19 protein-coding genes are annotated in these 26723 nt (G+C 72.0%); 4 read left to right on the top strand and 15 right to left on the bottom strand.

The features are described from left to right. Positions 1-5: 5 nt before the first annotated feature. The 11 genes from ACF1CT_RS25295 to ACF1CT_RS25245 all read right to left on the bottom strand — a co-directional run bounded on the left by ACF1CT_RS25295 (position 6) and on the right by ACF1CT_RS25245 (position 15881). Positions 6-872: a sugar phosphate isomerase/epimerase family protein gene (locus ACF1CT_RS25295; protein ID WP_391786228.1), complete on the bottom strand. Its 867-nt coding sequence runs from the start codon at positions 870-872 to the stop codon at positions 6-8. Then, positions 869-1963 carry an SCO3242 family prenyltransferase gene (locus ACF1CT_RS25290; protein WP_391786227.1) on the bottom strand — a complete coding sequence of 365 codons (1095 nt, stop codon included), beginning with the start codon at positions 1961-1963 and terminating at the stop codon, positions 869-871. The genes ACF1CT_RS25295 and ACF1CT_RS25290 overlap by 4 nt, the downstream gene beginning before the upstream one ends. Further along, on the bottom strand, positions 1960-3078 hold the full coding sequence (locus ACF1CT_RS25285; RefSeq protein WP_391786226.1) for an inositol-3-phosphate synthase: 1119 nt from the start codon (positions 3076-3078) through the stop codon (positions 1960-1962). Before ACF1CT_RS25285 ends, ACF1CT_RS25290 begins: the two co-directional genes overlap by 4 nt. 159 nt (positions 3079-3237) lie before the next feature. Continuing rightward, on the bottom strand, positions 3238-6963 hold the full coding sequence (locus ACF1CT_RS25280) for a ThuA domain-containing protein (protein WP_391786225.1): 3726 nt from the start codon (positions 6961-6963) through the stop codon (positions 3238-3240). 364 nt (positions 6964-7327) lie between these two features. Next, positions 7328-8332, bottom strand: a complete 1005-nt coding sequence (locus ACF1CT_RS25275; RefSeq protein ID WP_391786224.1) for a sugar phosphate isomerase/epimerase family protein — start codon at positions 8330-8332, stop codon at positions 7328-7330. 12 nt (positions 8333-8344) lie between these two features. Then, positions 8345-9583: a Gfo/Idh/MocA family protein gene (locus tag ACF1CT_RS25270; RefSeq protein WP_391786223.1), complete on the bottom strand. Its 1239-nt coding sequence runs from the start codon at positions 9581-9583 to the stop codon at positions 8345-8347. Between the two features lie 68 nt (positions 9584-9651). Further along, entirely contained in the window at positions 9652-10692 is a 1041-nt protein-coding gene (locus ACF1CT_RS25265; RefSeq protein WP_391786222.1) for a substrate-binding domain-containing protein, read from the bottom strand. Between the two features lie 104 nt (positions 10693-10796). Next, positions 10797-11846 carry an ABC transporter permease gene (locus tag ACF1CT_RS25260; RefSeq protein WP_391786221.1) on the bottom strand — a complete coding sequence of 350 codons (1050 nt, stop codon included), beginning with the start codon at positions 11844-11846 and terminating at the stop codon, positions 10797-10799. Next, on the bottom strand, positions 11843-13366 hold the full coding sequence (locus ACF1CT_RS25255; protein WP_391786220.1) for a sugar ABC transporter ATP-binding protein: 1524 nt from the start codon (positions 13364-13366) through the stop codon (positions 11843-11845). The genes ACF1CT_RS25260 and ACF1CT_RS25255 overlap by 4 nt, the downstream gene beginning before the upstream one ends. Before the next feature lie 183 nt (positions 13367-13549). Then, positions 13550-14731 carry an ROK family protein gene (locus ACF1CT_RS25250; RefSeq protein ID WP_391786219.1) on the bottom strand — a complete coding sequence of 394 codons (1182 nt, stop codon included), beginning with the start codon at positions 14729-14731 and terminating at the stop codon, positions 13550-13552. 199 nt (positions 14732-14930) lie between these two features. Beyond that, a complete protein-coding gene (locus tag ACF1CT_RS25245) occupies positions 14931-15881 on the bottom strand; it encodes a beta-ketoacyl-ACP synthase III (RefSeq protein ID WP_391786218.1) in 951 nt (316 codons plus the stop codon). 279 nt (positions 15882-16160) lie between these two features. Here ACF1CT_RS25245 and fdhD point away from each other — a divergent pair, with 279 nt between their 5' ends. Next, positions 16161-17009, top strand: a complete 849-nt coding sequence (gene fdhD / locus ACF1CT_RS25240) for a formate dehydrogenase accessory sulfurtransferase FdhD (RefSeq protein ID WP_391786217.1) — start codon at positions 16161-16163, stop codon at positions 17007-17009. Positions 17010-17193: 184 nt separating this feature from the next. Here fdhD and ACF1CT_RS25235 read toward each other — a convergent pair whose 3' ends face one another. Then, positions 17194-18273 (bottom strand): bile acid:sodium symporter family protein, encoded by a 1080-nt coding sequence (locus tag ACF1CT_RS25235; protein WP_391786254.1) that lies wholly within the window; start codon positions 18271-18273, stop codon positions 17194-17196. Positions 18274-18392: 119 nt separating this feature from the next. Between ACF1CT_RS25235 and ACF1CT_RS25230 the strand changes: the two genes are divergently transcribed. Both ACF1CT_RS25230 and ACF1CT_RS25225 read left to right on the top strand, forming a co-directional pair. Beyond that, on the top strand, positions 18393-19295 hold the full coding sequence (locus ACF1CT_RS25230) for a LysR family transcriptional regulator (protein WP_391786216.1): 903 nt from the start codon (positions 18393-18395) through the stop codon (positions 19293-19295). 310 nt (positions 19296-19605) lie between these two features. Continuing rightward, on the top strand, positions 19606-21405 hold the full coding sequence (locus tag ACF1CT_RS25225; protein WP_391786215.1) for an AMP-dependent synthetase/ligase: 1800 nt from the start codon (positions 19606-19608) through the stop codon (positions 21403-21405). Between the two features lie 107 nt (positions 21406-21512). Here the strand turns inward: ACF1CT_RS25225 and ACF1CT_RS25220 are convergent, their stop codons facing one another. From ACF1CT_RS25220 to ACF1CT_RS25210, 3 genes are read right to left on the bottom strand one after another with little or no spacing between them, the layout of a single operon-like run. Continuing rightward, on the bottom strand, positions 21513-22910 hold the full coding sequence (locus ACF1CT_RS25220; protein WP_391786214.1) for a PQQ-dependent sugar dehydrogenase: 1398 nt from the start codon (positions 22908-22910) through the stop codon (positions 21513-21515). An 11-nt stretch (positions 22911-22921) separates the two neighbouring features. Then, complete coding sequence (locus tag ACF1CT_RS25215; RefSeq protein ID WP_391786213.1) at positions 22922-24190, bottom strand: glycosyl hydrolase family 8; 1269 nt, start codon at positions 24188-24190, stop codon at positions 22922-22924. 9 nt (positions 24191-24199) lie between these two features. After that, positions 24200-25246 carry a chitinase gene (locus ACF1CT_RS25210; RefSeq protein WP_391786212.1) on the bottom strand — a complete coding sequence of 349 codons (1047 nt, stop codon included), beginning with the start codon at positions 25244-25246 and terminating at the stop codon, positions 24200-24202. Positions 25247-25592: 346 nt separating this feature from the next. Here ACF1CT_RS25210 and ACF1CT_RS25205 point away from each other — a divergent pair, with 346 nt between their 5' ends. Next, positions 25593-26429 (top strand): aldo/keto reductase, encoded by an 837-nt coding sequence (locus ACF1CT_RS25205; protein WP_391786211.1) that lies wholly within the window; start codon positions 25593-25595, stop codon positions 26427-26429. Positions 26430-26723: the final 294 nt, after the last annotated feature.

Raw genomic sequence — 26723 nt, 5'->3', positions numbered from 1 at the left:
GCGGTTCAGCGGCTCGACGGGCCGTGCGTGCGGAGGAACTCGATGGACGTGCGGGCGAGTTCGGGTCCGGCGTGGGAGTGGCGGGGCAGTTCGACGACGGTGAGGCCGCGGTAGCCGGTGTCCGGGGTCCGGTCCAGTGCGTCGAGCGCTTCGAGTACGGGTGGGAAGTCGATCTCGCCCTCGCCGAACGGCAGGTGTTCGTGGACGCCGCGGCGCATGTCCTCGATCTGGACGTGGCGCAGCCAGGGGGCCGCGGCCCGGACGCAGTCGGCGGGCGGGTCCGGCTCCAGGCACTGGCAGTGGCCGATGTCGAGGGTGAGTCCGAGCGGTTCCGGGTCGCCGCCGAGGGCGCGCAGACGGTGGAAGTCGGCGAGGGTGGCGAGGAGGTGTCCCGGTTCGGGTTCGATCGCCAGGGGGACGCCGGAGCGGTCGGCGGCGTCCAGGACGGGGGCGAGGGATTCGGTGAGCCGCCGCCATGCGGTGTCGGGGGCGGTGCCGGGCGGGGTGACGCCGCTGAAGCAGTGCACGGCGTGGGCACCGAGGTCGGCGGCGATGGCGACGGCCCGGACGAGCAGCCGGGTGCGGGCGGCCCGGGCCTCGGGGTCCGGGTCGAGGAGCGAGGGGCCGTGTTTGCGGCGGGGGTCGAGGACGTATCGGGCGCCGGTCTCGACGGTGACGCCGAGGTCCAGTCGCCGGAGCGTGGACGCCATATGACGGGTGCGTGCGGCGAGGTCCGGGGCGAGGGGGTCGAGGTGCATGTGGTCGAGGGTGAGGCCGACTCCGTCGTAGCCGAGGTCGGCGAGGAGTTCGAGGGCGTCGTCGGGGCGGAGGTCGGTGAGCCCGTTGGTGCCGTAGCCGAGACGGATCGTCATGTGGGACTCACCTTCCGGGCGAGGGAGCGGGCGAGGGGGACGAGCCCCATCACGGCCAGTCCGGTACCCGTCGCTCCGGCGCGTGCGGCGAGGGCCGCCTGGAGCGGGATCATCGCCCGGATGCCGCCCCCGACGGCGCGCCGGGTGAGCGGCGGGGACGGATTGAGGGCGGCGTGCAGCAGGGGGTGTCCCGCGGTGGCGAGGTAGGAACCGGCGAGTGCCGTGGCGAGGAGACGCGGGGCCGGGGCGGCGGGCGGGAGGGGACGACCCGGTCGGCGCGTGGACGGCCCTGTTGTCTGTTCCGCTTCCGGGCCCGTCGTCGCGGTTCCCCGTCGTCCGTGCCGCTCGCGCAGGCCGGTGGTGGCGAGGGCGGCCGTGGCGGCGAGGGCGGCGAGGGGGACGGCGGTGGATCCGCCCCGCACCTCGTGCCGGGAGACGGCGGTGACGGCGTAGGTGTGCGCGCCGAGCAGGCCGGCGGCCGGCAGGGCCGCGCGCAGCGGCCCGTTCGTGCGCGTCGCCGGGCCGGGCCGCGCGCGTCCGGCCCGGCGACGCACCGCGCGCACACCCGTGTCGCCGCGGCGCCCCGCGTCCCGCTCCCCCGGCCCCGTCCGTCCGTCCCCGCTCCCGCCCGCGGCCCGCCGCTCCGTTCCCGTGGCGGCGGCACCCAGCAGCAGGTCCAGTCCACGTGCCGCCGCCATCGCCGCGGGTCCCGCGGGGGTGTGCTTGAGGCGGAGGTCGTAGGCCCAGACGGTCGCCGCCAGGCCGGTGGCGATCGCGAGGGCGGGCCGGCCGGCCCCGGCGGCGAGTCCCAGTCCCGCCGCTGTCAGCGCGCCCGCCGCCGCGAGGGCCGCGCCCGGGGCGATACGGCCGGACGGGATCGGGCGGTGCGGACGGTCGACGGCGTCCTCGTCGCGGTCGGCCCAGTCGTTGAGCGCCATGCCCGCCTCGTACAGGCAGAGGGAGGCGCCGACGGCGAGCGCGGTGCCCCGGCCGGGTCGGTGCCCCGTGGCCGCGGCCCCGGCGAGGGCGTCCCCCGGGACGGTGAACAGCGCCGAGACACGGAGCAGTTCCGCCCAGGCCCCCGCGGTCACCGCTGCTCCCGCAGCGTGCCGGCGAGTGCCAGCAGTTCCCGGTACTGCTCGAAGAGCCCGGCCGGTCCGCCGTCCGGGTCCTTGAAGTAGAAGCCGAGCCCGGGCAGTGGACCGCTCAGGCCCCTCTCGTGGGCGCGGGCCACCAGTCTGGCCAGGTCCAGGACCAACGGGGCGGCGAGCGCGGAGTCGCAGCCCTGCCACGTCGTCTGGAGCACCATGCGGGCCCCGAGGAAACCGTCGAACGCGATGTGGTCCCAGGCCGTCTTCCAGTCGCCGAGCGCGGGCACGTCGTCGATGTGGACCTCGCCCTCCGGGGCGGCTCCCAGGGTGTCGGCGAGGACGCGTTCCTTGCCCGCGTTCTTGGCCGCGGCCGCGCCCGGGTCGGCCAGCGCCGCGCCGTCCCCGCCGCCCAGCAGATTGGTGCCCGACCAGGCCCGTACGGGCAGGGCGCGCTGGACGAACATCGGGGCGAGCACGGAGCGCAGCAGCGTCTGGCCGGTCTTGCCGTCGCGGCCGGTGTACGGGAGCCCGCAGGCCTCGACGGTCTCCCGGAGCGCGGGTGCACGCACTCCGGTGGAGGGGGTGAAGTTGACGTAGGGGCATCCGGCCCGCAGCGCGGCGGCGGCGTACAGCGAGCTGGTGGGCAGTCGCGGGTCGTCGGGGTCGGGTACGGGCTCGGTGGACGCGACGTTGATCACGACCGTCCTGGCCAGGCCGTTGCGGTGTCCGAAGTCCGTGAGGTCGGCGGCGAGGTCCGCGATCAGTTGCCCGTCGTCGCGGGTGTCGCCCGGCAGCGGGCCGCCGGGCCGTATCTCCGCGTCGGCGGCGGCGAGTTCGGCGCGGAGCGCGGACGGCAGGCCGTGCGGCAGCACTCCCCCGGCGGCCAGTGCCTCGGCCCGTTTGGGCAGTGGGCAGCCGTCGGTGTCGTGTCCGCCGAAGACGAGTGAGCCGAGGGCGGGGAGGCCGGTGGAGGCGAACGCCGGGGTCTCGGTGACCATCCCGGCCGCCGGGTGGAGCCCCGCCGCGACGGCCGCGCACCCCGCTGTCGCGGTGGTGGCGACGGAGCCGCGTGCTCCGATGAACCAGACTCCGGTACGTACGGCGGTTGCTGACACGGGCTGCCTCCCTGGCTGGGGGTTCCGGCGGGGCCGAGCGGGTGGCGCTGTACGGGAGGGGGACGGCGGCGGGCGGGGTGTCCCCGGCCCCGCCCGCCGCCGGTTGTCGGTCGTCGGCGGTGGGCCCTCGGCCGTCGGCCGCGGGCCCGGCGGGCGCCGCTACTCCTGGGGCAGTTCCTTCAGACGGATGTCGCGGAACGACACGTGGTCGTCGGCACTGTGGTTCTGGAGGCCGATGTAGCCGTCGCGCAGGCTCCGGGCCGGATCGGTGTTGGTGAAGTCGTTGATCTTGACTCCGTTGAGGAAGACCTGGAGCCGTTCGCCCCGGACCTTGATCTCGTAGCTGTTCCACTGGCCGGGCGGGCGCAGGACGCGGTCGCGGGCCTTGATGTCCGGCGCCTTGAACGTGTAGACGGAGCCGGTGGTGCGATCGGCCGCGTCGGTGGCGTCGATCTGGATCTCGTAGCCGTTGTCGACCGCGGACCAGGGGTCGTCGGACTCCGGGAAGCCGACGAAGACGCCCGAGTTGTCGTCGCCCCGCATCTTCCAGTCCAGTGTGAGCGAGTACGCGCCGAGTTCCTTGGCCCGGTAGGTCAGAAGTCCCATGCCGCCCACGGAGCGCAGTTCGCCGTCGACGACGTCGAACCCTCCGGGGCCCGCCTGCTTCCAGCCGTCGAGCGTGGTGCCGTTGAAGATCGACCGGTAGCCGGTGTCCGGCTTGCAGTCGGCCTTCACCTGGCCGGAGGCGTAGCGCAGGCCGCCGAGGAGGAGCTGCCGGAAGGCGGGTTCGGCGTAGGACTCCTTGGTGTGGCCGAGGCCGGTGTAGAAGGAGCGGCCGCCCCGGTAGGTCTGGCACCAGGTGATGGGGTGGTCACCCTTCATGGTGCCGCCGTCGTAGGTCGTCTCGTCGAGGGTGGCGAGGATCTTCGCCCGACCGCGCGGGTTGGTGCGGTAGTTGTACCACTCGTCGGTGCGGTTCCACGCGTCGTCGAGGTGGGCGGTGGCCGGGTGCTCGTGGTCCTCGACTCGGACGGTGGCGGGCTGGACGGCGGGGTGCGAGGAGAAGTACGCGCCGACGAGTCCGCCGTAGAACGGCCAGTCGTACTCGGTGTCCGCCGCGGCGTGGACGCCCATGTAGCCGCCGCCGGCGGCGACGTAGTTCTCGAACGCCTTCTGCTGGTCGGTGTCGAGCACGTCACCGGTGGTCGACAGGAACACGACGGCGTCGTAGCGGGCCAGGTTGGCGGTGGTGAACTGCCCGGCCTCCTCGGTGGCGTCGACGGTGATGCCGCCGCCTTCGCCGAGTTCCTTCAGCGCGGCGATGCCGTCGGGGATCGCGTCGTGGCGGAAGCCCGCGGTCCCGGAGAAGACCAGGACGCGTTTGGCGTTCCGGTCCGGGGTGTTGTGGGTGAGTTCGAAGTCGTCGACGTCGTAGAGCGCGCCGTCGCCGCCCTTGAAGACGAGGAAGAGTTCGGTGGCCTTCTTCGGGACGTTGCGCAGCGGCACGTCGACGTCCTGGAAGGTCTCCCAGCCGCCGGTCACCGGTACCGGGGTGGAGCCCAGGATGGTGCCGGTCGCCGAGCCGGCCCGCACTTCGAGGAAGCCTCCGACGCCACCGGACGCGATGCGGGCGGTGAGCCTGTTGGAGTCGCCGAGGATGTACGGCGTGAAGGAGATCCAGTCGCCGTCGTGGATGTCCCCGACGGTCTTGCCGCCGTGGGCGGTCGCCTTCTCGTGGACCTTGACGCCGGACGAGGAGGTGTAGTGCTCGGCCTGGCGGTGCCGGGGCTGGAGCTGTGCCTGGTCGTGGCCGGACAGGGGTGCCTGGCCGCCGCCCCCGCCGTCGGTGTAGGAGGCGTCGATGACTCCGAAGATGTTGGCGTTGGGGTCGTGGCCGCCGTCCATGGCGGTCTTGATGGTGCCGGAGCATCCGTTGACGGTGGTGATGGGGTGGCCGTGGCTGTCGTGGCCGAGGACGAAACGGACCTCGACCTTGGAGCAGTCGATCGTGCCGTCCTCCGGATCGGTGACGGTCACCCGGAACGGGACGTCGTCGCCGAAGCTGAACAGCTGACCGTCACCGGGGAGTTTCAGCTCCACCTTCGGCGCCGTGTTGCCGACGGTGACGTGGACGCTCGCCGAGGCGGTCCGGCCCGTGGGGTCCTTGGCGGTGACGGTCGCCGTGTACGTGCCGTTCTTCCGGTACGTGTGGGTGGGGTCGGCGGCGGTCGAGGTGGAGCCGTCACCGAAGGCCCAGGCGTAGGTCAGCGGATCGCCGTCCGGGTCGACGGTGCCCGCCGAGGAGAACCTCACCTTCAGCGGGGCCGTGCCGGAGGTCCTGTCGGAGGAGGCCACCGCGTTGGGCGAGCGTCCGCCCGCCGCGTTCTCGATGCGGTAGAGGCCGGAGTTCTCGTCGCCGCCGAACCAGCCGGTGCCGTAGTCGAGGACGTACAGCGCCCCGTCGGGTCCGAAGGCCATGTCCATCACCTGGGTGCCGGTCCACAAAACCGGCTCGATGGAACGGACGGTGCCGTCGGCGTCGTGCGCGATGGCCTTGATCCAGCGTCGGCCGAACTCCCCGGCGAAGAACTTCCCGTCGTACGACTCGGGGAACTTCACGGGCGAGTCGAGCGCGGCGTCGTAGTGGTAGACCGGTCCGCCCATCGGGGACTCGGAGCCGGTGCCGAACTCGGGCACGGAGTCGCCGTCGTAGGGGATCCAGGCGGGCTGGGCGGGCGGCAGGTCGACGAGTCCGGTGTTGTGCGGGGAGGTGTTCTTCGGGGCGGCGCAGTCGAAGGGCTCGCCGGACGTCTTCGTCGCGAAGTCGTAGTCGACGTAGGCGTCGTTGGCGCCGGTGCAGAACGGCCAGCCGAAGTTGCCGGGTTCGCTCACCCGCGCGAACTCGACCTGTCCGGACGGGCCGCGCTTCGGGTCGGCGGCGCCCGCGTCCGGGCCGTAGTCGCCCACGTAGAGGACGCCGGTCGCCCTGTCCACGGAGAAGCGGAACGGGTTGCGGAAGCCCATCGCGTAGATCTCGGGGCGGGTCCTCTCCGTGCCCGGCGCGAAGAGGTTCCCCTCCGGAACGGTGTACGAGCCGTCCTCGGCGACCTTGATCCTGAGGATCTTGCCGCGCAGGTCGTTGGTGTTGCCGGCGCTGCGGCGGGCGTCGAACGCCGGGTTGCGGTCCGGGCGTTCGTCGATCGGTGTGAACCCGTCGGAGGCGAACGGGTTGGAGTCGTCGCCGGTCGACAGGTACAGGTTGCCCTGCGCGTCGAAGTCGATGTCGCCGCCGACGTGGCAGCACATGCCGCGCGAGGTCGGGATGTCGAGGATCTTCTTCTCGCTGGCGTTGTCGAGGGTGCCGTCGTCCTTGAGGACGAAGCGGGACAGGCGGTTCACCCCGTCGAACTTCGCGAAGTCGGCGGCGGTGCCGTTCTCGGGGGCGTCGCCCGTCGGGGTGTCGAGCGGGGGCGCGTAGTAGAGGTAGACGGCCCGGTTCTTCTCGAAGTCGGGGTCGACGCCGATGCCCTGGAGCCCCTCCTCGTCGTGCGCGTACACGGGCACGGCCCCCACGACGCGGGTGTTGCCGCCGCTGTCGGTGAGGCGCAGCTCGCCGGTGCGCGAGGTGTGCAGCACGCTGCGGTCGGGGAGGACGGCGAGGGTCATGGGTTCGCCGGTCTCCGCGGCGCCCTTGGCGAGGGTGACCTGCTGGAGGTCGTCGGCGGCGGCGTCGGCGGCCGACGGCGCGGGGCCGGTCGTGGCCGCCCCGGGGGTGGCGCCGAGAGCGAGGGTGGCGGCGGTCAGCAGGCCGCCGGTGAACAGGGCGAGGGATCTGCGGACACGGGACCGGGTCCGGTTCCGGTTTCTGGCTCTGGTTCGGTGCACGAGTGTCCTCCGGAGAGTGCCGGTCGTACGGGCGAGTGCTGCCGTGCTGCGCGGGGACTGCCGCGCGGGTCGTCCGGGGCCGGTGGGGCACCTGCGGCCCATTTATGTCATGTACACGTCTCGGACGGTAGACCGGTTCGTCCGGAACGGAAAGACCTTGCGCGAGGACCCGAGGAACTTTTTCCCGTGCCAGGACAAAGCGGGGTGCGGGCAGGGGCCACCGCCGGGCGAGCACGACCCGCTCACCCGCCGACGGACACCGGGGACGGCCGCGCCGGGGCCGTGTCGGCGCCCCGGCGACGGGCCGCGGTCCGCCCCTCGCCCTCCCCCGCCCGGGACCCGGCTCCGAAGACGTCCGGGGCCGTCAGTCGCCGCCCCCGAACGCCGCGTCGAACGAGGCGGACGGCGGCTCGAAGTCGTACCGCTTCAGCGTGGCGAGCGCCTCCGGCGCTCCCGAGAGCCGGTCCATCCCCGCGTCCTCCCACTCCACCGAGACCGGTCCGTCGTACCCGATGGACCGGAGCATCCGGAACACGTCCTCCCACGGCACCTCGCCGTGCCCGGCCGAGACGAAGTCCCAGCCGCGCCTCGGATCGCCCCAGGGCAGATGGGAGCCCAGCCGGCCGTTGCGGCCGTCCAGCCGCCTGCGCGCCTCCTTGCAGTCCACGTGGTAGATCCGGTCCCGGAAGTCGTACAGGAAGCCGACCGGGTCGAGGTCCTGCCACACGAAGTGGCTCGGGTCGAAGTTCAGCCCGAACGCGTCCCGGTGGCCGACGGCCTCCAGTGCCCGCTGCGTGGTCCAGTAGTCGTACGCGATCTCGCTGGGGTGGACCTCGTGGGCGAAGCGCACGCCCTCCGCGTCGAAGATGTCCAGGACCGGGTTCCAGCGCTCCGCGAAGTCCTCGTACCCGCGCTCGATCATGTGCGGCGGAACCGGCGGGAACATCGCGACGAGGTGCCAGATCGAGGACCCGGTGAAGCCGATGACCGTGCGCACCCCGAAGGCGGCGGCCGCGCGTGCGGTGTCCTTGATCTCCTCGGCGGCCCGTCGGCGCACCCCCTCGGGCTCGCCGTCGCCCCAGATCCGGGCGGGCAGGATGCCCCGGTGCCGTTCGTCGATGGGATGGTCGCAGACGGCCTGGCCGACCAGATGGTTGGAGATCGCCCAGCACTTCAGCCCGTACGCGTCGAGCAGTTGCCTCCGGCCGTCCAGGTAGCCGGGGTCGGACAGGGCCTTGTCGACCTCGAAGTGGTCGCCCCAGCAGGCGAGTTCGAGCCCGTCGTATCCGAAGTCGCGGGCGAGCCGGCAGACCTCCTCCAACGGCAGGTCGGCCCACTGACCGGTGAACAGTGTGAAGGGACGGGGCATGCGCGGGACCTCCTAATGGGCCACGGGGGTGTGTACGGAGTTCTTCCCGGCGCTCTCCTCCACCGCCGCCAGCACCCGTTGCACCTGGAGCCCGTCCGCGAACGACGGTGCGGGCACGGTCCCTTCGGCGATCGTCCGCACCAGATCGCGCGCCTGGTGGACGAAGGTGTGCTCGTAGCCGAGGGCGTGGCCCGGCGGCCACCACGCCTCCAGGTAGGGGTGCTGGGCCTCGGTGACCAGGACGCGCCGGAACCCGGCCGTGGTGGCGGGTTCGGTGTGGTCGTGGAAGGACAGTTCGTTGAGCCTCTCCAGGTCGAAGGCGAGCGACCCTCGTTCCCCGTTGATCTCCAGGCGCAGGGCGTTCTTCCGTCCGGCGGCCATCCGGGTCGTCTCGAACGAGGCGAGTGCGCCGGAGGCGAGCCGTCCGGTGAACAGGGTCGCGTCGTCCACGGTCACGGTGCCGTGCTCGTCGGCGTCGGCCGCCCCGGCGAGTCCGGCCGACGGCCCGGCGGGCAGCGGTCGCCGCGTCACGAACGTCCGGCTCACCGCCGACACACCGACCAGCGGCTCCCCCGCCAGGTACTGGGCAAGATCGACGATGTGCGCGCCGAGGTCGCCGAGCGCACCGGAACCGGCCCGCTCGCGTCGCAGACGCCAGGTGAGCGGTGCCGAGGGGTCGACGAGCCAGTCCTGGAGGTAGGCGGCACGGACGTGCCGCAAGGTGCCGAGACGTCCCTCGGCGATCAGCTTCCTGGCGTAGGCGATCGCGGGGACCCTGCGGTAGTTGAAGCCCACCATCGCCACCTGGCCGCGGGCCGCCGCACGTTCGGCAGCCTCCGCCATGGCCTCGGCCTCGGCGACCGTGTTGGCGAGCGGCTTCTCGCACAGTACGTGTTTGCCCGCGTCCAGGGCGGCGATCGCGATCTCGGCATGGCTGTCGCCGGGGGTGCAGATGTCGACGACGTGCACGTCGTCCCGGGCGACGAGGGCCCGCCAGTCGGTCTCCGCCGACGCCCAGCCGTACCGGGCCGCCGCCTTCTCGACGGCGGCCGCGTCACGTCCGCAGATCGCGGTGAGAGCCGGGTTCATCGGCAGTTCGAAGACGTGTCCGGCCGTGCGCCACCCCTGCGAGTGGGCGGCGCCCATGAACGCGTACCCGACCATGCCGACGCCGAGCGTCGGCGCGTTCGGTATCGGCAGGTACGTCGGCGGCGCCGCGGCCTCCCGCGCCGTCTCTTCCCATCGGGCCATCCGGGCTTCCTCCTCGTCGGTCGTTCGTCGGATGCTGCGGGAGGGCCGGTGCCCTCCCGCGGGCCGGCTCAGCTGAAGCCCGTCGGCAGGTACTGGTCGACGTTCTCCTTGGTCACCACGGCCGAGTAGACGGTGAGACTTGTCGGGATCTCCAGCTCGGCCAGGCCGCCGACGCCCTTGCCCTGGGCGAGGGCGCGGGCCAGGTCGATCGCGGTGGCGGCCATCGTCGGCGGGTAGAGGACGGTGGCCTTCAGCACGCTGTCGTCGGCCTTGATGGCTTCCATCGCGGACGCGGCCCCGGCGCCGCCGACCATCAGGAATTCGTCGCGGCCGGCCTGCTGGACGGCCCGGAGCGCACCGACCCCCTGGTCGTCGTCGTGGTTCCACAGGGCGTCGATCCGCTTCTGCGCCTGGAGCAGCTGTGCCGTCTTCGCCTGCCCCGACTCCACCGTGAACTCGGCCGCCTGACGTGCCACCAGCTCGATGCCCGGGTAGTTCTTCAGCGCGTCGGCGAACCCCTGGCTGCGCTGCTTGGTGAGTTCCAGGCTGTCGATGCCGGCCAGCTCGACGACCTTGGCACCCTTCCTGTCCTTCAGCCGCTCGCCGATGTACGTGCCCGCGTTGAGCCCCATGCCGTAGTTGTCGCCGCCGACCCAGCAGCGGTAGGCCTGCGGGGAGGCGAAGATCCGGTCCAGGTTGACCACCGGAATACCGGCCCGCATCGCCTCCAGACCGACCTGGGTGAGTGCCTTGCCGTCGGCCGGCAGGATGACCAGGACGTCGACCTTCTTGTTGATGAGTGTCTTGACCTGGCCGATCTGGGCGGCGGTGTCGTTGGACCCCTCGGTGGTCTCCAGCGTCACGTCGGAGTACTTCTTGGCCCGTGACCTGGCGTTCTCGTTGATGGCGCTGAGCCAGCCGTGGTCGGCCTGGGGGCCCGCGAAACCGATGGTGACGTGCTTGCCGGGGCTGTCGTCGGCGCCGCCCGCGCCACCGCTCGGCGCGGTGCCCTCGGCCTTGGGCTCGTTGCTGGTGCAGGCGGTGAGCAGGGCGCCCGCGGAGACGGCCGCGGTGCCGAGGAGCAGTCCTCTGCGGCTGGTTTCTGGCATGGCTGTCCAACCCTTCATCCGGTGCGTGCGTGTCGTGCGGGGAACGGGACGTGGCGTGAGCGGAACGGGGCGGCGGGACGAACACCGCCGGCTCGCCCGCGGGTTCAGGTCTCGCCCTGTGCCGCGGTCCGGCCCTGGACCAGAACCGCGGCGACGATGATCGCGCCCTTGGCGATCTGCTGGACGTCGCTCTGGAGGTTGTTGAGCGCGAAGATGTTGGTGATGGTGGTGAAGACGAGGACCCCGAGCACGGAACCGACGATGGTGCCGCGTCCGCCGCTGAGCAGGGTGCCGCCGATGATCGCGGCGGCGATGGCGTCCAGCTCGTACAGGTTGCCGTTGGTGTTCTGTCCCGAGCCGGACAGGACGACGAGCATGAAGGCGGCGATGCCGCAGCACAGCCCGGACAGCAGATAGAGCAGGAGCCGCTGCCGCCGTACGTCGATGCCGGCCAGCCTGGCCGCCTCCGCGTTCCCGCCGATCGCGACCGTGCGGCGTCCGAAGGTGGTGCGGTTCAGCACCAGCCAGCCGACGACGGTGACCGCGGCGAAGATCATGACCAGTGGCGGTACGCCGAGGACGTACGAGCCGGGCAGCCCCAGGTCGAGAACCGAACGGACGGTGACGAGCTGGGTCCTGCCGTCCGTGATCTGGAGCGCGAGCCCTCGGGCGGAGGCGAGCATTGCCAGCGTCGCGATGAACGGCACCATCCGGCCGTACGCGATGAGCAGCCCGTTCACCAGGCCGGCGCCGAGGCCGACGACCGCGGCGGTGAACAGGACGCCCGCGAAGCCGTACTCCTGCGTGGCGACCGTGGTGGCCCAGACCGAGGCGAGGGCGACCATCGCGCCGACCGACAGATCGATGCCGCCGCTGGTGATGACGAACGTCATCCCCACCGTCACGACGCCGATGACGGACGACTGGGTGAGGATCAGCTGAAGATTCCCGGCGTCGAGGAAGGCGTCGGGCTCGGTGAACCCGCCGACGGCGACCAGTACGGCGAGGACACCCAGGAGGGACAGGTTGCGGACGTCCGCGCGCGGGGCGAACCCGTGCGGGGGCCGGTCCCGCTTGCGCGGTCGTGCCTGCGGCGAGGGGCCGGAATCGTGGTCCGGCCCGTACTGCCGCGCCGGGGGTACGGGGTGCGTCATGACGTCGGGCTCCCTTCCATCACCAGGTCGAGTACGCGGTGCTCGTCGAGATCCGAGGCGTTCGCCGTGTGCACGACTCGCCCCTCGCGGAGCACCAGCACACGGTCGGCGAGCCCCAGCACCTCGGGGACCTCGCTGGAGACCAGCAGCACGGCAAGGCCCTCGTCGGCCAGTCGGCGGATCACGGCGTACAGCTCGGCGCGGGCCCCGACGTCGACACCCCGGGTCGGCTCGTCGAGCAGCAGGACCCGGCAGCCGCGCAGCAGCCAGCGCGCCAGGACCGCCTTCTGCTGGTTGCCGCCGGAGAGCGTGCGGACGGGGGTGTCCGGGTCGTCGGGGCGCAGCGAGAGTTCGCGGGTGGCGGCGCGGGCCGCCCGTCGCTCGGCCGCGTGGTCCAGCCAGCCGCCCCGGGCGAAGCGGGACAGCGAGGAGACGGAGACGTTGCGGGTGACGGATTCGAGCATCAGCAGGGCCTGCGCCTTGCGTTCCTCGGGTGCGAGTCCGATCCCGGCGGCGACGGCGGCACGGACGCTGCCGGGCCGCAACGTCCGTCCTGCCACCGCGACCCGTCCGGCACTCGCCCTGCGGGCCCCGTAGACGGTCTCCAGGATCTCGGACCGTCCCGAGCCGACGAGTCCGGCCAGGCCGACGATCTCACCGGGTCTCAGCTCCAGCTCCAGCGGCTCGAATTCGCCCTTCCTGGTCAGCCCCTCGATGCTCAGCACCGGTTCCGCCTCCGTTCCCGCGCCGTTCGTGCGGCGCGGCGGGAAGACGTACGCGACCTCGCGGCCGGTCATCATGGCAACGATGTCGCGCGTCGGGGTGGACTTGGCGGGCAGCCCCACCGCGACGGCGCGGCCGTCCTTGAGCACGGTCACCCGGTCGCCGATCCGGCGGATCTCCTCCAGCCGGTGCGAGATGTACACGACGGCCACCCCGTCGGCGGTGAGGGCGGCGACGATGCGGAACAGGTTGTCGACCTCGTCGGGGTCGAGCGCGGCGGACGGTTCGTCCATCACGATCAGCCGCACGTCGTGGGAGAGCGCCCGCGCCATGGAGACGATCTGCTGCTGGGCCGCGGACAGGTCGCCGACCTCGCTCGCCGGGTCGATCTCCGGGTGTCCGAGGCGGTTCAGCAGTGCCGCGGTGGCCGTGCGGCCCTCCCGGGCGCGGACCACGAAGCGGGCGGTGGTGGGCTCGTGGCCGAGGAAGACGTTCTCGGCGACCGACAGGCCCCGGACCAGGTCGAGTTCCTGGTGGATGGTGGCGATGCCCAGGCGCACGGCGGTGACGGGGGACTTGAGCACGACCGGTTCGCCGTGCCAGGTGATCTCTCCGCCGTCGGGCTGGTGGGCCCCGGCGAGCACCTTGATGAGCGTGGACTTGCCGGCGCCGTTCTGTCCGAGCAGGCAGTGGACCTCACCGGCCCGGACCTCCAGGTCGACGCCGTCGAGGGCGCGGACTCCGGGGAACGACTTGGTGATGCCGGACATGGTGAGCAGGGGCGGTTCTGGTGCCATGACGAATCCCCTCGGCGAATGGGGTCTCCCCGGCTCGTGCGCAGCCGGGAGCTCGGGGAGGGCCGGTGAGCGGGCAGGGCGGTACCGGAGTGCGGTGATGCGGTGGTGCTGCGGTGCGGTCGGTCGTCGTGCGGGTGCCGTTCGCTGTGCACGGGTGCGCGAAAGCGCCGCCGGCCCCTGGGGTCAGGCCGGGGAGAACAGGTGGTCGCTGATGAGCCGGGCGGCGCCGATCACTCCGGCGGCGTGCCCCAGCTCACCGAGCACGATCGGGAGGTTGCCGGTGGCCAGCGGCAGTGACTGCCGGTAGACCTGGGTCCGGACACTGGCGAGCAGTGTGTGCCCAAGGCCGGTCACACCACCGCCGATCACCACCAGGCCGGGATTGAAGAAGCTGACGAGGCCCGCGATGACCTGCCCCAGCCGGTTGCCGCCGGCGCGGATCAGGTCGAGCGAGGTGGCGTCGCCCGCGGCCGCGGCGGCCGCCACATCGGCGGCGGTGAGCCGCCCGGCCGCCTCCAGTCGCCCGGCGAGTTCGGCCGACCGTCCGGATCGTGCCGCCTCCTCGGCGTCGCGGGCGAGCGCGGCCCCGCTGAAGTGGGCCTCCAGGCAGCCCCGGTTGCCGCAGGCGCAGGCGCGCCCCTCGGGCTCCACCCGGATGTGGCCGATGTCGCCGGCACTGCCGGTCGTGCCACGGTGGACATCACCGCCGACGACGATCCCGCAGCCGATGCCCGTACCGATCTTGACGCAGAGGAAGTCGCCGACCGAGCGCGCGACGCCGGCGTGCTGCTCCCCCATCGCCATCAGGTTCACGTCGTTGTCGGCCATGACGGGGCAGCCCAGTTCCTGGCTGAGCACCTCGCGGACCGGGAAGCCGTCCCAGCCGGGCATGATCGGCGGGGCGACCGGGACGCCTTCGGGGAAACGGACCGGCCCGGGTACGCCGATGCCCGCGCCGTCGAAGCCCTCGGCGAGCCCGGAGGCCCGGAGCTTGGCCGCCATGGCCAGCACCTGTTCGAAGATGACGACGGGGCCCTCGCGCACGTCGACGGGGTGGTTGAGGTGGCCCAGGACCTCCAGTTCGGCGTTGGTGACGGCCACGTCGACGGACGTGGCGCCGATGTCGACGCCGAGGAAGCGCAGTTGCGGGGCGAGCCGGATGTTGTGGGAGCGGCGCCCGCCGCGGGAGGCGGCGAGCCCGTCGGCCACGACGAGTCCGGTCTCCAGCAGCCGGTCGACCTCGACGGCGAGCTTGGAACGCGACAGATCGACCTGATCACCGAGCTGGGCCCGCGAATGGGGGCCGCTGTCGCGCAACAGCCTGAGCAGTCGCGCCTGATGGGCGTTGGCGGGTCGTGCCGTCATGCGTCTCACGCGCCCCTCCCCGCCGCATCGGCCTGTCCGTTCGGGCTTTCGAGGGGAACGTAGCAGCGGTTGCCGGGGGTGGGAAGAAGTTGCGCGGGAATCCGCCACAACTTTCTCCACACCCAGGACAAAGCCGCCCGGGCCGACGGCCGGAGGCCCAACAGCCGGCCGCACCTCCCGCAGGGCGTCCGACAGGCCGTCAGGGGCAGCGGATCACCTGGCCCGCGTACGAGAGGTTCCCGCCGAAGGCGAAGAGCAGGACCGGGGCGCCGGTGTGCACCTCACCGCGTTCCACCAGCTTGGACAGGGCCATCGGAACGGAGGCCGCCGATGTGTTGCCGGATTCCACGACGTCCCGGGCGATGACGGCGTTGACCGCGCCGATCTTCCTGGCAACGGGCTCGATGATCCTCAGGTTGGCCTGGTGCAGCACCACCGCGGCCAGTTCCTCGGGGGTGACACCGGCCTTCTCGCACACCTTGCGGGCGATGGGCGGCAGTTGCGTGGTGGCCCACCGGTACACGGACTGCCCCTCCTGGGCGAAGCGCGGCGGCGTCCCCTCGATCCGTACCGCGTTGCCCATCCGGGGCACCGAACCCCACAGCACGGGGCCTATTCCGGGCCGGTCCTCGTCGTCGCGGTCCGCGACGACCACCGCGGCGCCCGCTCCGTCCCCGACCAGCACGCAGGTGCTGCGGTCGGTCCAGTCCGCGACGTCCGCCATCTTGTCGGCACCGATCACCAGAACGCGCTCGGCCGCGCCTGCCCTCACCGCGTGATCGGCGGTGGCGAGGGCGTGGGTGAAGCCGGAGCAGACCACGTTGATGTCCATCACCGCGGGCGATTCCATGCCGAGCCGGGCGGCGACCCGGGCCGACATGCTCGGCGAACGGTCGATGGCGGTGGAGGTGGCGACCAGGACCATGTCGATCTCGTCGGGCCTCAGGCCCGCGGAGGCCAGCGCCTTGGCTCCCGCGTGGGCGGCGAGCTCGTCCACGGGTTCGTCGGGGCCCCCGACATGGCGGGTCCTGATGCCGACACGGCTGGTGATCCACTCGTCGCTGGTGTCGACCATGGCCGCCAGGTCCTCGTTGGTGAGCACCCTGGCGGGCTGATAGTGGCCGAGCGCCACGACACGTGAGCCGGTCATGAACAGGTTCCCCTCGCTACGTATGGCAGGAACCATCCAGTCTTGGCCGCTACCGTCCGGTACGGGGGCACGTGTTCCCACAGGAATGGCACCCGGACCTTGGAGGTTTGGCATCAGCCGCCGCCCGTCGGCGTCCCGTTTCCTCCGGGTCGTCCCCGGGGCACCCCACCTCGGCGCGCGCACCTCACGGGCGCGGTGGCACACTCCAGGTGCGGAACGAGCAGAGCAGCGGGAGGGGGCGGGCCGCCCCACCGCACGACGAGAATCGGGTTCACGACTATGGGACGGGTCACCGAGCGCCGCCGCATCATCCGTGTCCGGGACGGCGTGGTCTCCGCGCGCCCGGACACGCTCGTCGCGGAGGAGCCGCTGGAGATCCGCCTGAACGGCAGACCGCTCGCCGTCACGATGCGGACGCCCGGCGACGACTTCGCGCTGGCGGCGGGCTTCCTGGTGAGCGAGGGGGTCGTCGGCGACGGCTCCGAGGTGCGGTCGATCGTCTACTGCGCCGGGGCCACCGAGGACGGCGCGAACTCGTACAACGTGGTGGACGTGGGGCTCGCCCCGGGCGTCGTGGTCCCCGACATCACGCTCGAACGGAACGTGTACACCACGTCGTCGTGCGGGCTGTGCGGCAGGGCGAGCCTCGACGCGGTCCGCACCACGACCCGGCATCCGGTCTCCGACACGCCCCCGCTGCGGATCGAGCCGGCCCTGCTCTCCTCCCTGCCCGACCGGCTGCGTGCCGCTCAGCGGGTCTTCGACCGGACCGGGGGCCTGCACGCGGCGGCACTGTTCTCCGAGGAGGGCGAGCTCCTCGACGTCCGGGAGGACGTCGGCCGCCACAACGCCGTGGACAAGCTGGTCGGCCGCGCCCTCACCGACCTGCGGCTGCCGCTGTCCCGGGCGATCCTGCTGGTGTCGGGGCGGGCGTCGTTCGAGCTGGCCCAGAAGGCCGTGATGGCCGGAATCCCGGTGCTCGCGTCGGTCTCGGCGCCGTCGTCCCTCGCCGTCGACCTGGCGGCCGAGGCCGGGCTGACCCTGGTCGGCTTCCTGCGCGGCCCGTCCATGAACGTGTACGCGGGCGAGCACCGCATCGCCCTGGAGGCCGCCGCCGACCGGGGCTGACCCCCGCGGAAACGTCGATCGGCCCGCACGCCCGGCCGCGGGCCGCCCCGTCCACCCCGCTCCCGTCCCCGGCCACGTCCTGCCCCCGCGCCGTCCACCCGGCCCGCGCGCCCGGCCACGGGCGCAGGACGTCCCGCCGGCCGCCGCCCGTCCGATCCGGTCCGGTCCGGTCCGTCGCGGCCGTTCAGCCCACCGGCACGGACTCCCCGGCAGCCGGGCCACCCGCCCGGCGGCGGCCCTCACCGTCCGCCGACGGGGGCATGGGCTCCTCACGGCGTCCCGGCCCCGCCTCCGGGTCGCGCGAGCGGCGCTTGGCGAGGACCGCGCACACCATCAGCTGCATCTGGTGGAAGAGCATCAGCGGGAGCACGGCGAGCGATGCCTGTGCGCCGAAGATCACGCTCGCCATCGGCAGCCCGGAGGCAAGGCTCTTCTTCGACCCGGCGAACTGGATGGCGATCCGGTCCTCCCGGCCGAAGCCGAGCCGCTTCGCCCCGTACCAGGTCAGCGCGAGCATCAACGCGAGCAGCACGGCCTCCGCGCCGAGCAGCGCGCCGAGCCGGGCCGGGGTGACCTGGTGCCAGATGCCCGCGACCATGCCCTCGCTGAACGCCGTGTAGACGACGAGCAGGATCGAGCCGCGGTCGACGAGGCCGAGCACCTTCTTGTGGTGGGCGATGAAGCCGCCGATCCAGCGACGCGACAGCTGCCCGGCCACGAACGGCAGCAGCAGCTGCACGCCGATCCTCAGCAGCGCGTCCGGCGAGAAGCCGCCGCCGTCGTCGCCCAGCAGCGCGGCGGCGAGCAGCGGGGTGAGGAAGATGCCCGCGATCGAGGAGAAGGAGCCCGCGCAGATCGCCGCGGGCACGTTGCCCCGGGCCATCGAGGTGAAGGCGATCGACGACTGGATGGTCGAGGGGACGAGGCACAGGAAGAGGAAACCGCTGTGGAGCTGTGGCGTCAGCACGTACGGCACGAGCGCCCCGCCCGCCAGGCCCAGCAGCGGGAACGCCACGAACGTGCAGACCAGGACCGTGAGGTGGAGTCGCCAGTGCCGGAGGCCGTCGAGCGCCTCCGCGGTGGACAGACGGGCGCCGTACAGGAAGAACAGGAGGGCGACGGCCCCGGTCGAGGCGCCGCCGGCCACGTCCGCGACGGCACCGGAGGCGGGCAGTACCGCCGCGACCAGGACCGTGCCGATCAGCGCCAGGATGTACGGATCGACCCGCAGCCGGGACGGCAGCCTGCGGGTACGGCGACTCATGTGCTCCACGCGTTCTCCTCGGTTCCGGTCATGCCGTCCCATCCTGCGCCCGATCGGGGCGATCGGGAATCCCGTACACCACACTCACTGTCATCACGAATCGCGATATCCTCGCTCCTGTGTACGAACCCGCGCAGTTGAGGACCTTTCTCGCCGTCGCCCAGACGCTGAGCTTCACCCGCGCCGCCGACCGGCTCGGGGTGCGGCAGTCCACGGTGAGCCAGCACGTGCGGCGTCTGGAGGACGCGACGGCGCGGCAGTTGTTCAGCCGCGACACGCACCGGGTGGAACTGACCCGGGACGGCGAGGCGATGCTCGGTTTCGCCCGGACCATCCTGGAGGCCCATGAGCGGGCCGCCGCCTTCTTCGCCGGGACGCGGCTGAGGGGGCGGCTGCGGTTCGGGGCGTCCGAGGACTTCGTGCTGACCCGGCTGCCGGAGATCCTGGAATCGTTCCGCCGCGATCACCCGGAGGTCGACCTGGAGCTGACGGTCGAGCTCTCCGGGACGCTGCACCGACGGCTGGCGGCCGACCGGCTCGACCTGGTGCTCGCCAAGCGGCGCGTCGGCGACGCGCACGGTGAGCTGGTCTGGCGGGACGCACTTGCCTGGATCGGCGCGCCACGGCTCCGGATCGACCCGGACCGCCCGGTTCCGCTGGTGCTCTTCCCGCCCCCGGGCATCACCCGGGCCCGCGCCCTCGAGGTCCTGGAGGAACACGGCAGGTCCTGGCGGATCGCCTGTACGAGCGCCAGTCTCAGCGGACTGGTGGCGGCGGCCCGTGCCGGGCTCGGCGTGATGGCGCACAGCCGTGGTCTGGTCCCGCCCGGTCTGGTGCCGCTTCCTCCCAGGTCCGGCCTGCCCGATCTGGGCGACGTGGACTTCGTGCTGCTGCACGGCCGGCGCCGCGGCCGGTCGCAGGAGGCCGCGGACGCCCTGGCGGCGACGATCCTCACGGGCGCGGACCGGCTGATCCGCGGCGGCGCCGCGAGCGGCACGATCGTCGGCGGGGACGGCGCCTGACCCCGTCCGTCCCGGATACCCGGCACCGGGGCGGGGCCAGGGCCCAGGTGCCCGCCGCCGCATCCGCCCCGAACCCGCGTGATCACGGCGTACAGATTCGGTGGAGATTCGGGCGCGGGGCCTTCGCTCCGCGGTCCCGGCCGCGCCCGCGCCCTGCCCATCTGGCCGGATTTAGGCGGCCCACCTGTGCATATGCCATGTTGTCCACCGGTTCGGGCCCCTCCCGCCGCGCCATCCTGTGGGGTAGCGTCACGACGCCGTGCGAAGCGCCACGAGGAGCAGGTCATTGCGCGATTTCACTGTCCCGCCCATGGCGGCCGCCCCCCTCGTGGGCGGGCTGGCCGACGTGGTGTTCGACTACGCCCAGGAGGATCCGCGCCGGGTCGCCCTGAGCCGCAAGGACGCCGACGGGCACTGGCGGGATGTCACCGCCGCGGACTTCCGGGACGAGGTGCTGGCGCTCGCGCGGGGCCTGATCGCACACGGCGTCAGGTTCGGCGACCGGGTGGCCCTGATGTCGCGCACCCGCTACGAGTGGACGCTCTTCGACTTCGCGCTGTGGTCGGTGGGCGCCCAGTCCGTTCCGGTGTATCCGACCTCCTCGGCCGAGCAGGTCCACTGGATGCTGCACGACGCGAACGTGTCCGCCGTCGTCGTCGAGCACGAGGACCACGCGATGACGGTCGCGTCGGTGATCGACCGATTGCCCGGCGTCAAACGGTTCTGGCAGCTCGACGCCGGAGCGGTTGCCGAACTCGTCGACGCGGGGGCCCGGGTCGAGGACGAGGTCGTGCACCGTCACCGGCGCGCGGTGACACCCGACTCGGTCGCGACGGTCATCTACACCTCGGGCACCACGGGCCGCCCCAAGGGCTGCGTGATCACACATGCCAACTTCATGTTCGAGACGGACACCATGGCCGCCCGCTGGGAGTCGGTCTTCCGCTCCCGGCCGGGTGACGAGGCCTCGACGCTGCTGTTCCTGCCACTGGCACACGTCTTCGGCCGCATGGTCGAGGTCGCAGCGATCCGCGGCCGGGTGAAGCTGGGGCACCAGCCGCAGTTGTCGGCGAAGGCGCTGATGCCCGATCTGGTCTCGTTCCGGCCGACGTTCGTCCTGGCGGTGCCGTACGTCTTCGAGAAGGTCTTCGACGCCGCCCGCCGCAGGGCGGAGGCCGAGGGCCGCGCCGGGCCGTTCGACAGGGCGGTGGAGGTGGCCGTCGCGTACGCGGAGGCGGCGGAGGCGAAGGCGTTCGGCACGGGGCCGGGGCCGTCGGCCGGGTTGCGCGTGCAGCACCAGTTCTTCGACAAGGTCGTGTACCGCAAGGTGCGCGAGGCGATGGGCGGCCGGATCCGGCACGCCATGTCCGGTGGCTCAGGGATGGCGCGGCGGCTGGGGCTGTTCTTCGAGGGCGCGGGCGTCACCGTGTACGAGGGGTACGGGCTGACCGAGACGACCGCGGCGGCCACCGCCAATCCGCCCGAGCGCACCCGGTACGGCACTGTCGGGCAGCCGATCCCCGGCACCACGGTGCATATCGCCGAGGACGGCGAGGTGTGGGTGCACGGGGACCATGTGTTCGCGGGCTATCTCGGCGCCCCGGAGGCCACCGCGGCGGTGCTGCGCGAGGGCTGGCTGGCCACCGGGGACCTGGGTTCGCTCGACACGGACGGCTATCTGACGATCACCGGGCGGAAGAAGGAGATCCTGGTGACGTCGGGGGGCAAGAGTGTGTCGCCGACCGGTCTGGAGGAGCGGGTCCGGGCCCATCCGCTGATCGCGCAGTGCCTCGTGGTCGGCAACGACCGGCCGTACATCGCGGCCCTGGTCACGATCGACCTGGAAGCGGTGGAGCACTGGCTCACCATGCAGGGGCGGCCCCCGCTGCGACCGGAGGAGCTGGTGCGCGACCCGGATCTGGAGACGGAGATCCGGCGCGCGGTGGTGGCCGCCAACACGGCGGTGTCCAAGGCCGAGTCCATCCGCACGTTCCGGATCCTGGCGCATCCGTTCGGCGAGGAGCACGGGCTGCTCACCCCGTCGCTCAAGCTGAAGCGCAGGGCGATCGAGGCGGCGTACGCGGTGGAGGTCGACGCGTTGTACCGCTGAGGAACGGCGTACCGCCGGGGCGGGTGCCGTGCCCCGGCGGTACACGCTGTGCTCGGGCCTGTCCCGCGATCCCTGGTGGATCGGCGCGGGATCGCGGGACGGCCGCTTCAGGTGATCGAGACGCGGAGCAGCTTGTCCGCGCCCGCGGGTTCCTTTCCGTTGTTGTCGCAGTTGGTGGTGGACAGCCACAGTTCGTCCCGGCCGGGCACCGTGGTGACGGTGCGCAGCCTGCCGTACGAGCCGACGTAGTACGCGGTGGGCGTGCCGAGGTTCCCGGTGTCACCGTCGATGGGCACCCGCCACAGCCGTTCGCCCCTCAGCGCGGCCATGTAGATGACGTTGCGGACGATGGCGATGCCGCTGGGCGACGCCTCGGACACCTTCCAGGTCTTCTTCGGGTTGGTCATGCCCGCGGTGGAGCATTCGCCCTCGCAGATCGGCCAGCCGTAGTTCCTCCCCGGCTGGATGAGGTTGAGTTCGTCCTTGGAGCTGTCGCCGAACTCGGCCTCCCACAGGCGTCCGTCGCGGTCGAAGGCGAGGCCCTGCGGGTTGCGGTGACCGTAGCTGTAGACGTAGGTGCCGAACGGGTTGCCGGGGGCTGCCCCGCCGTCCCGGGTCATCCGCAGGATCTTGCCGTTCAGCGAGTCCTTGTCCTGGGCGAGGTCGCGGTCCTGGGCCTCGCCGGTCGATGCGTACAGGTAGCCGTCGGGCCCGAAGGCGAGCCGTCCGCCGTTGTGGTACTTGTTCTTCTTGATCCCGCGGAGCAGGACCTTGTACCCGGTGAGCGCGCCACCGGCGTACGTCATGCGGGCGACGCGGTTGCCCTCGGACGCCGTGTGCATGAAGTAGACGAAGTGGTTCGTGGACCATTCGGGGTCGACCGCCACACCGAGCAGGCCGCCCTCTCCGCCGGTGGTGACGGCGTTCGGCACGGTGCCGATCTGGGTCCTGGCTCCGTCGGGGGTGACCTCGAAGACCTTGAAGCTGTCCCGCTCCGTCACCAACGCGGTCTTGTTGTCGGGCATCCAGTGGATGCCCCACGGGATGGTCCAGCCGGTGGAGAAGGTGGTGATCTTCGAGGGGGCGCCTCCGTCGGCGGTGACGGCCGTGTCGTCCGTCGCCGCGCCCCATTCCAGGGTGACGCCGTGCGCGGTGGGACCGGATATGGACGGGGTGCCGGGTGCGGTGGGGGGTGTGGTGTCCGGCGCGGTGACCGTGACGTCGATGTAGTCGAGGTCGGGCACCCCGTCGGCCGTCGTGGACGTGAGCCGGTTCGTGTTGCGGCCGGCGGCCAACGGGGAGGTGACGGTGGCGAAACCGGTGCCGGAGTAGCCGGAGTGGTCGGACTCGGCGGCGCCCCGGACGATCGTCGCCGACTCGGCCTCGTACCGCGCGGGTGCCGCGGCGGCGGACCGCGGTACGGCCTGCGCCGGCCCGGCGCAGATCAGCGTCACGGCGAGGACCGCCGCCGCGCTCCGTGCCGTGGTGAGCGTTGCGACCTGCATCCGAACCTCCGTCAGGGAACCCAGTAGTTGCCGGACGCGACGATCATCGACTGGAGCTGGACGCTCCCGCCGTAGTAGAGATCCGGGTCGATCGCGGTACCGGCGATCTTCTTCCACAGGGCGTCGAGCCATGCCTGGGAACCGGGATCGGTCAGCGCGGTCACGGCGAACGGGGCGGTGAACGCCATGTCGTGACCGCTGTCGAACGCGCCGCCGTTGAGGTGGTAGCCGCTGACGATCTTGTTGGGGTCGCCGCCCGTCTTGGACTTGATCCAGGAGTTCAGTTTGCGTGCCGAGGCGAGCGACGCGGAGTCCCCGCTGGTGACGGCGTCGGCACCGATGCGCCACGGGTCGCGGCAGGCGTTCCAGGCGTAGTCGCCGTCGTTGGGGCCTTCCAGTACTTCACCGTTCGCGGGCTTGGCGGTGCCGTTGGTGTTGACGACGAAGTCCGCCAGCAGACCGGTGCTCGCGGCGTACTTGGACTGCTGATCGGTGATCAGTTTCTGGTGTGCCGAGCGGATGGTGTCCCAGGCGCTGTCGCCGGTGGCCTTCTTGAAGGCGCGGAAGTGGTCGATCATCCAGTCCGAGGACCGGGTCATCCAGTAGTGCTCCTCCCCCGAGTCCGACCAGTCGCCGAGCAGCATCAGGTGGGTGGTCGGGTTGACCTCGCTCTTCTTGATGGCGTTGATGCGCTTGACCGCGAGGTCCTTGTAGTCGTAAGTGCCGGAGGAACCCCACTGCTTGTCGGCGAGCAGCAGTCCGAACGCCACGTCGAGGTCGCCGTCGGTCGCCGAGTCGGATCCGTCGACGCTCTTGCAGGAGGAGTTCTGTTCGGCGGCCAGGAGGTTGGAGTTGTTGACCGAGGGGTGCGCGAGCACGTACTTCACCATGCCGTCGAAGACGGTCTTCGCGTCCGGGTCGGCCCCGGCCATCGTGGCCGTGACGACCATGCCGTAGCCCTGGGCCTCGGCGACGTAGGGGTGGTCGGCGTCCGGCGAGATGACCTCGTACCAGCCGTTGCCGCAGTTCTTCTTGACGAACGCGGACTTCCAGGCGTTGTAGGTCTTGATCACGGCCTGGTCGAGAGAGGACTGCGAGCCGGTCGGTTTCAGGGTTCCGGCGGCGTACGGGAAGGTGTGGCCGCCGAACGGCACCGCGGGACCCGCGACGGCACCGTTCGCCGCCGCGGTCGCGGGCGGCGTGGCGAGCACGGGCAGCAGCAGCCCGGCGGCGGCGAGTGCCGCCGAACCGATGGTCAGCTTCTTGGTGGTGGTGCGCATGAGACCTCCTCAGCCCTGGTACTGGGCGACGATCTTGGTGAATTCGTACGGGGACTGGGACACCCCGCTGCAGGCGTCCGCGTCGGTGCCCGAGCCACAGGCACGGTCGCGGTTGACCGACCAGAAGGTGAAGCGCGCGAGATGGTGCCGGCGCGCGTACCCGAGGATCTTCCTGAAGTCGGCGGTGGTGACGGTCTCCCCCGCCTCGTCGGTCCTCCCGTTCGTCGAGGAGACACCGATGTGCCGGTGGGCGGCGTCGTCGCCGTACCCGTAGGCGCGGCCGACGGCGGCCTTCAGACCGTCGAGGGCACTGAGCGTCGCCGCGCCCATGGTCCCGCCGTGTCCGCCGAAGTCGAACGGCATGATGACCCAGCCGTCGTTGTCGAGCCCGGCCGCGGCCCCCCGCTCGATGAGGTCCTTGCCGTCGGCGTCGGGACCGGTCGGGGTGGTCCCCATGGTCACGTACGTCACGATGCCCGGGTTCCTCGTCTTCACGGTCTTCAGGGCGTCGACCACTCGCTGCCGCACGGTGGCCTTCGAGAACTCGGTGTCCTCGATGTCGATGTCCAGCGCCTTGAGGTGGTAGGCGTCGATCACCTTCTGGTACGCCCCGGCCAGCGCCGAGGCGCTGGAACACTTCTCGCCGAGCTTGTTACCGCTCCAGCCGCCGACCGACACGACGACGTCGCCGCCCGCCGCCCGGACGGCGTCGATGGCGGACTGGTCCTTTCCTCCGGTCAACGCCCGGTCGCCGTCCCACTTGGGGTTGCAGGTGCCGTCGGAGAGGACGAAGGCGAACGTGAACCACTTCACGCCCGTCGCCGCCATCACCTCGGTCGGCTTCTGCGGGTCGCCCCACCCCAGGTACTCGTACGGGGCCGCGGCCATCGCCCCGGGTCCCGCGGCCTTCGGGGCGGCGGACGGGTGCTCGGCACCCGGATCGTCTGCCTCCGTGGCGGCCGACGCCCTGGGAACGTGGGCGAGCAGGGGCAGAAGCAGACAGCTGAGGCCCGCGAGGACCGCCGCGGTACGGCGTGGGGGTCGGTCTGCGTGCACAGATGCTCCCTTCGGGAATCCGCGTTAGGAAAGGTTCCTAACCATCAGTGCATAGGATTCCCTCAGGAACGATCTGTCAATGCCTCTCGCGGGCCCAAATATCTGTTCCCGTACACGAGTTCGCAAGATTTCGGACAGCTCGGGCATCTGTCGCGCGCGCTCGACGCGACCGGAACGGACCGGGGCCCACCGGCGGAGGACCTGCCGCCCGGACGCGACGACGGGAGTCCCGCCACCATGGGCCGGACAGGTCGCCCGTCACGGACACCCGCTCGCGGGGAATGCCCGGCCCACCGTGATCGTTGACCATGAGAATCCCAACCGACGACGTAAGGATCGACCCCCTGTGAGCAAGGTCCCCTCCATCACCCTCAACAACGGCGTCGAGATGCCCCAGCTCGGATTCGGCGTCTGGCAGGTGCCGGACGACGAGGCGGCGACGGCGGTCGCGACGGCCATCGAGGCCGGGTACCGGAGCATCGACACCGCCGCGATCTACGAGAACGAGAAGGGCACCGGCCGGGCCGTCGCGGCCTCCGGGGTCGCCCGCGAGGAGCTCTTCGTCACGACGAAGCTGTGGAACACCGAGCAGGGGTACGACGCCACCCTGCGCGCCTTCGACGCCTCGCTCGACAAGCTGGGCACGGACTACGTGGACCTGTACCTGATCCACTGGCCGGTGCCGGCGAAGGACGCGTACGTCGACACGTACAAGGCGTTCGAGAAGATCTGCTCCGACGGGCGCGCGAAGGCCATCGGCGTCTCGAACTTCCTCCCGGAGCACCTGGAGCGCCTGCTCGGCGAGACGTCGGTGGTCCCGGCCGTCAACCAGATCGAGCTCCACCCGCAGCTCCAGCAGGCCGAGTCGCGCGCCTTCCACACCGCGCACGGCATCGCGACCGAGGCCTGGTCCCCGCTGGGCCAGGGCAAGGGGCTGCTGGAGGTCCCGACCATCGTCGCGATCGCGCGGAAGCACGGCCGCACACCGGCCCAGGTGGTACTGCGCTGGCACATCCAGACGGGCAACGTGGTGATCCCGAAGTCCGTGACGCCGTCGCGGATCGCGGAGAACATCGACGTGTTCGGCTTCGAACTGGACGCCGACGACCTCGCCGCGGTCGCCGCGCTGGACGAGGGCAAGCGCCTCGGCCCCAACCCGGGCGAGTTCAACCTCGGCGCCTGAGAGCCCGTCGGGTGGCCTTCGACCGGAAGGCGGACGGGGCACGGTGCGTGCGGTTCCAGGGCGCCGGGAGAGCCCGGTGGCGGAGCTGCCCGGTCACATCGGCAGCGCCGGAAGCGCGCGTGCCAGGACGCGCCCGCCCGGCCAGGGGCCACCCGACAGCCTCTGGGCTCGGAGCGGTTCCGTCGCCGCACCGGCCGCCCCGGCCCGTCGGGGCCGCGCGTCCGGACGGCGAGCCGCTCACGGGCGCGGGCGACAGCGGCGCGAACGGCTCCGAAAGCGCCCCTACGCGAAAGC

Origin of the sequence: Streptomyces sp. NPDC014734 (assembly GCF_043083325.1) — a bacterium.
Lineage (GTDB): Bacteria > Actinomycetota > Actinomycetes > Streptomycetales > Streptomycetaceae > Streptomyces.
The sequence above is the reverse complement of the archived record's forward strand: the minus strand, read 5'-3'. Positions and strand labels throughout refer to the sequence as shown.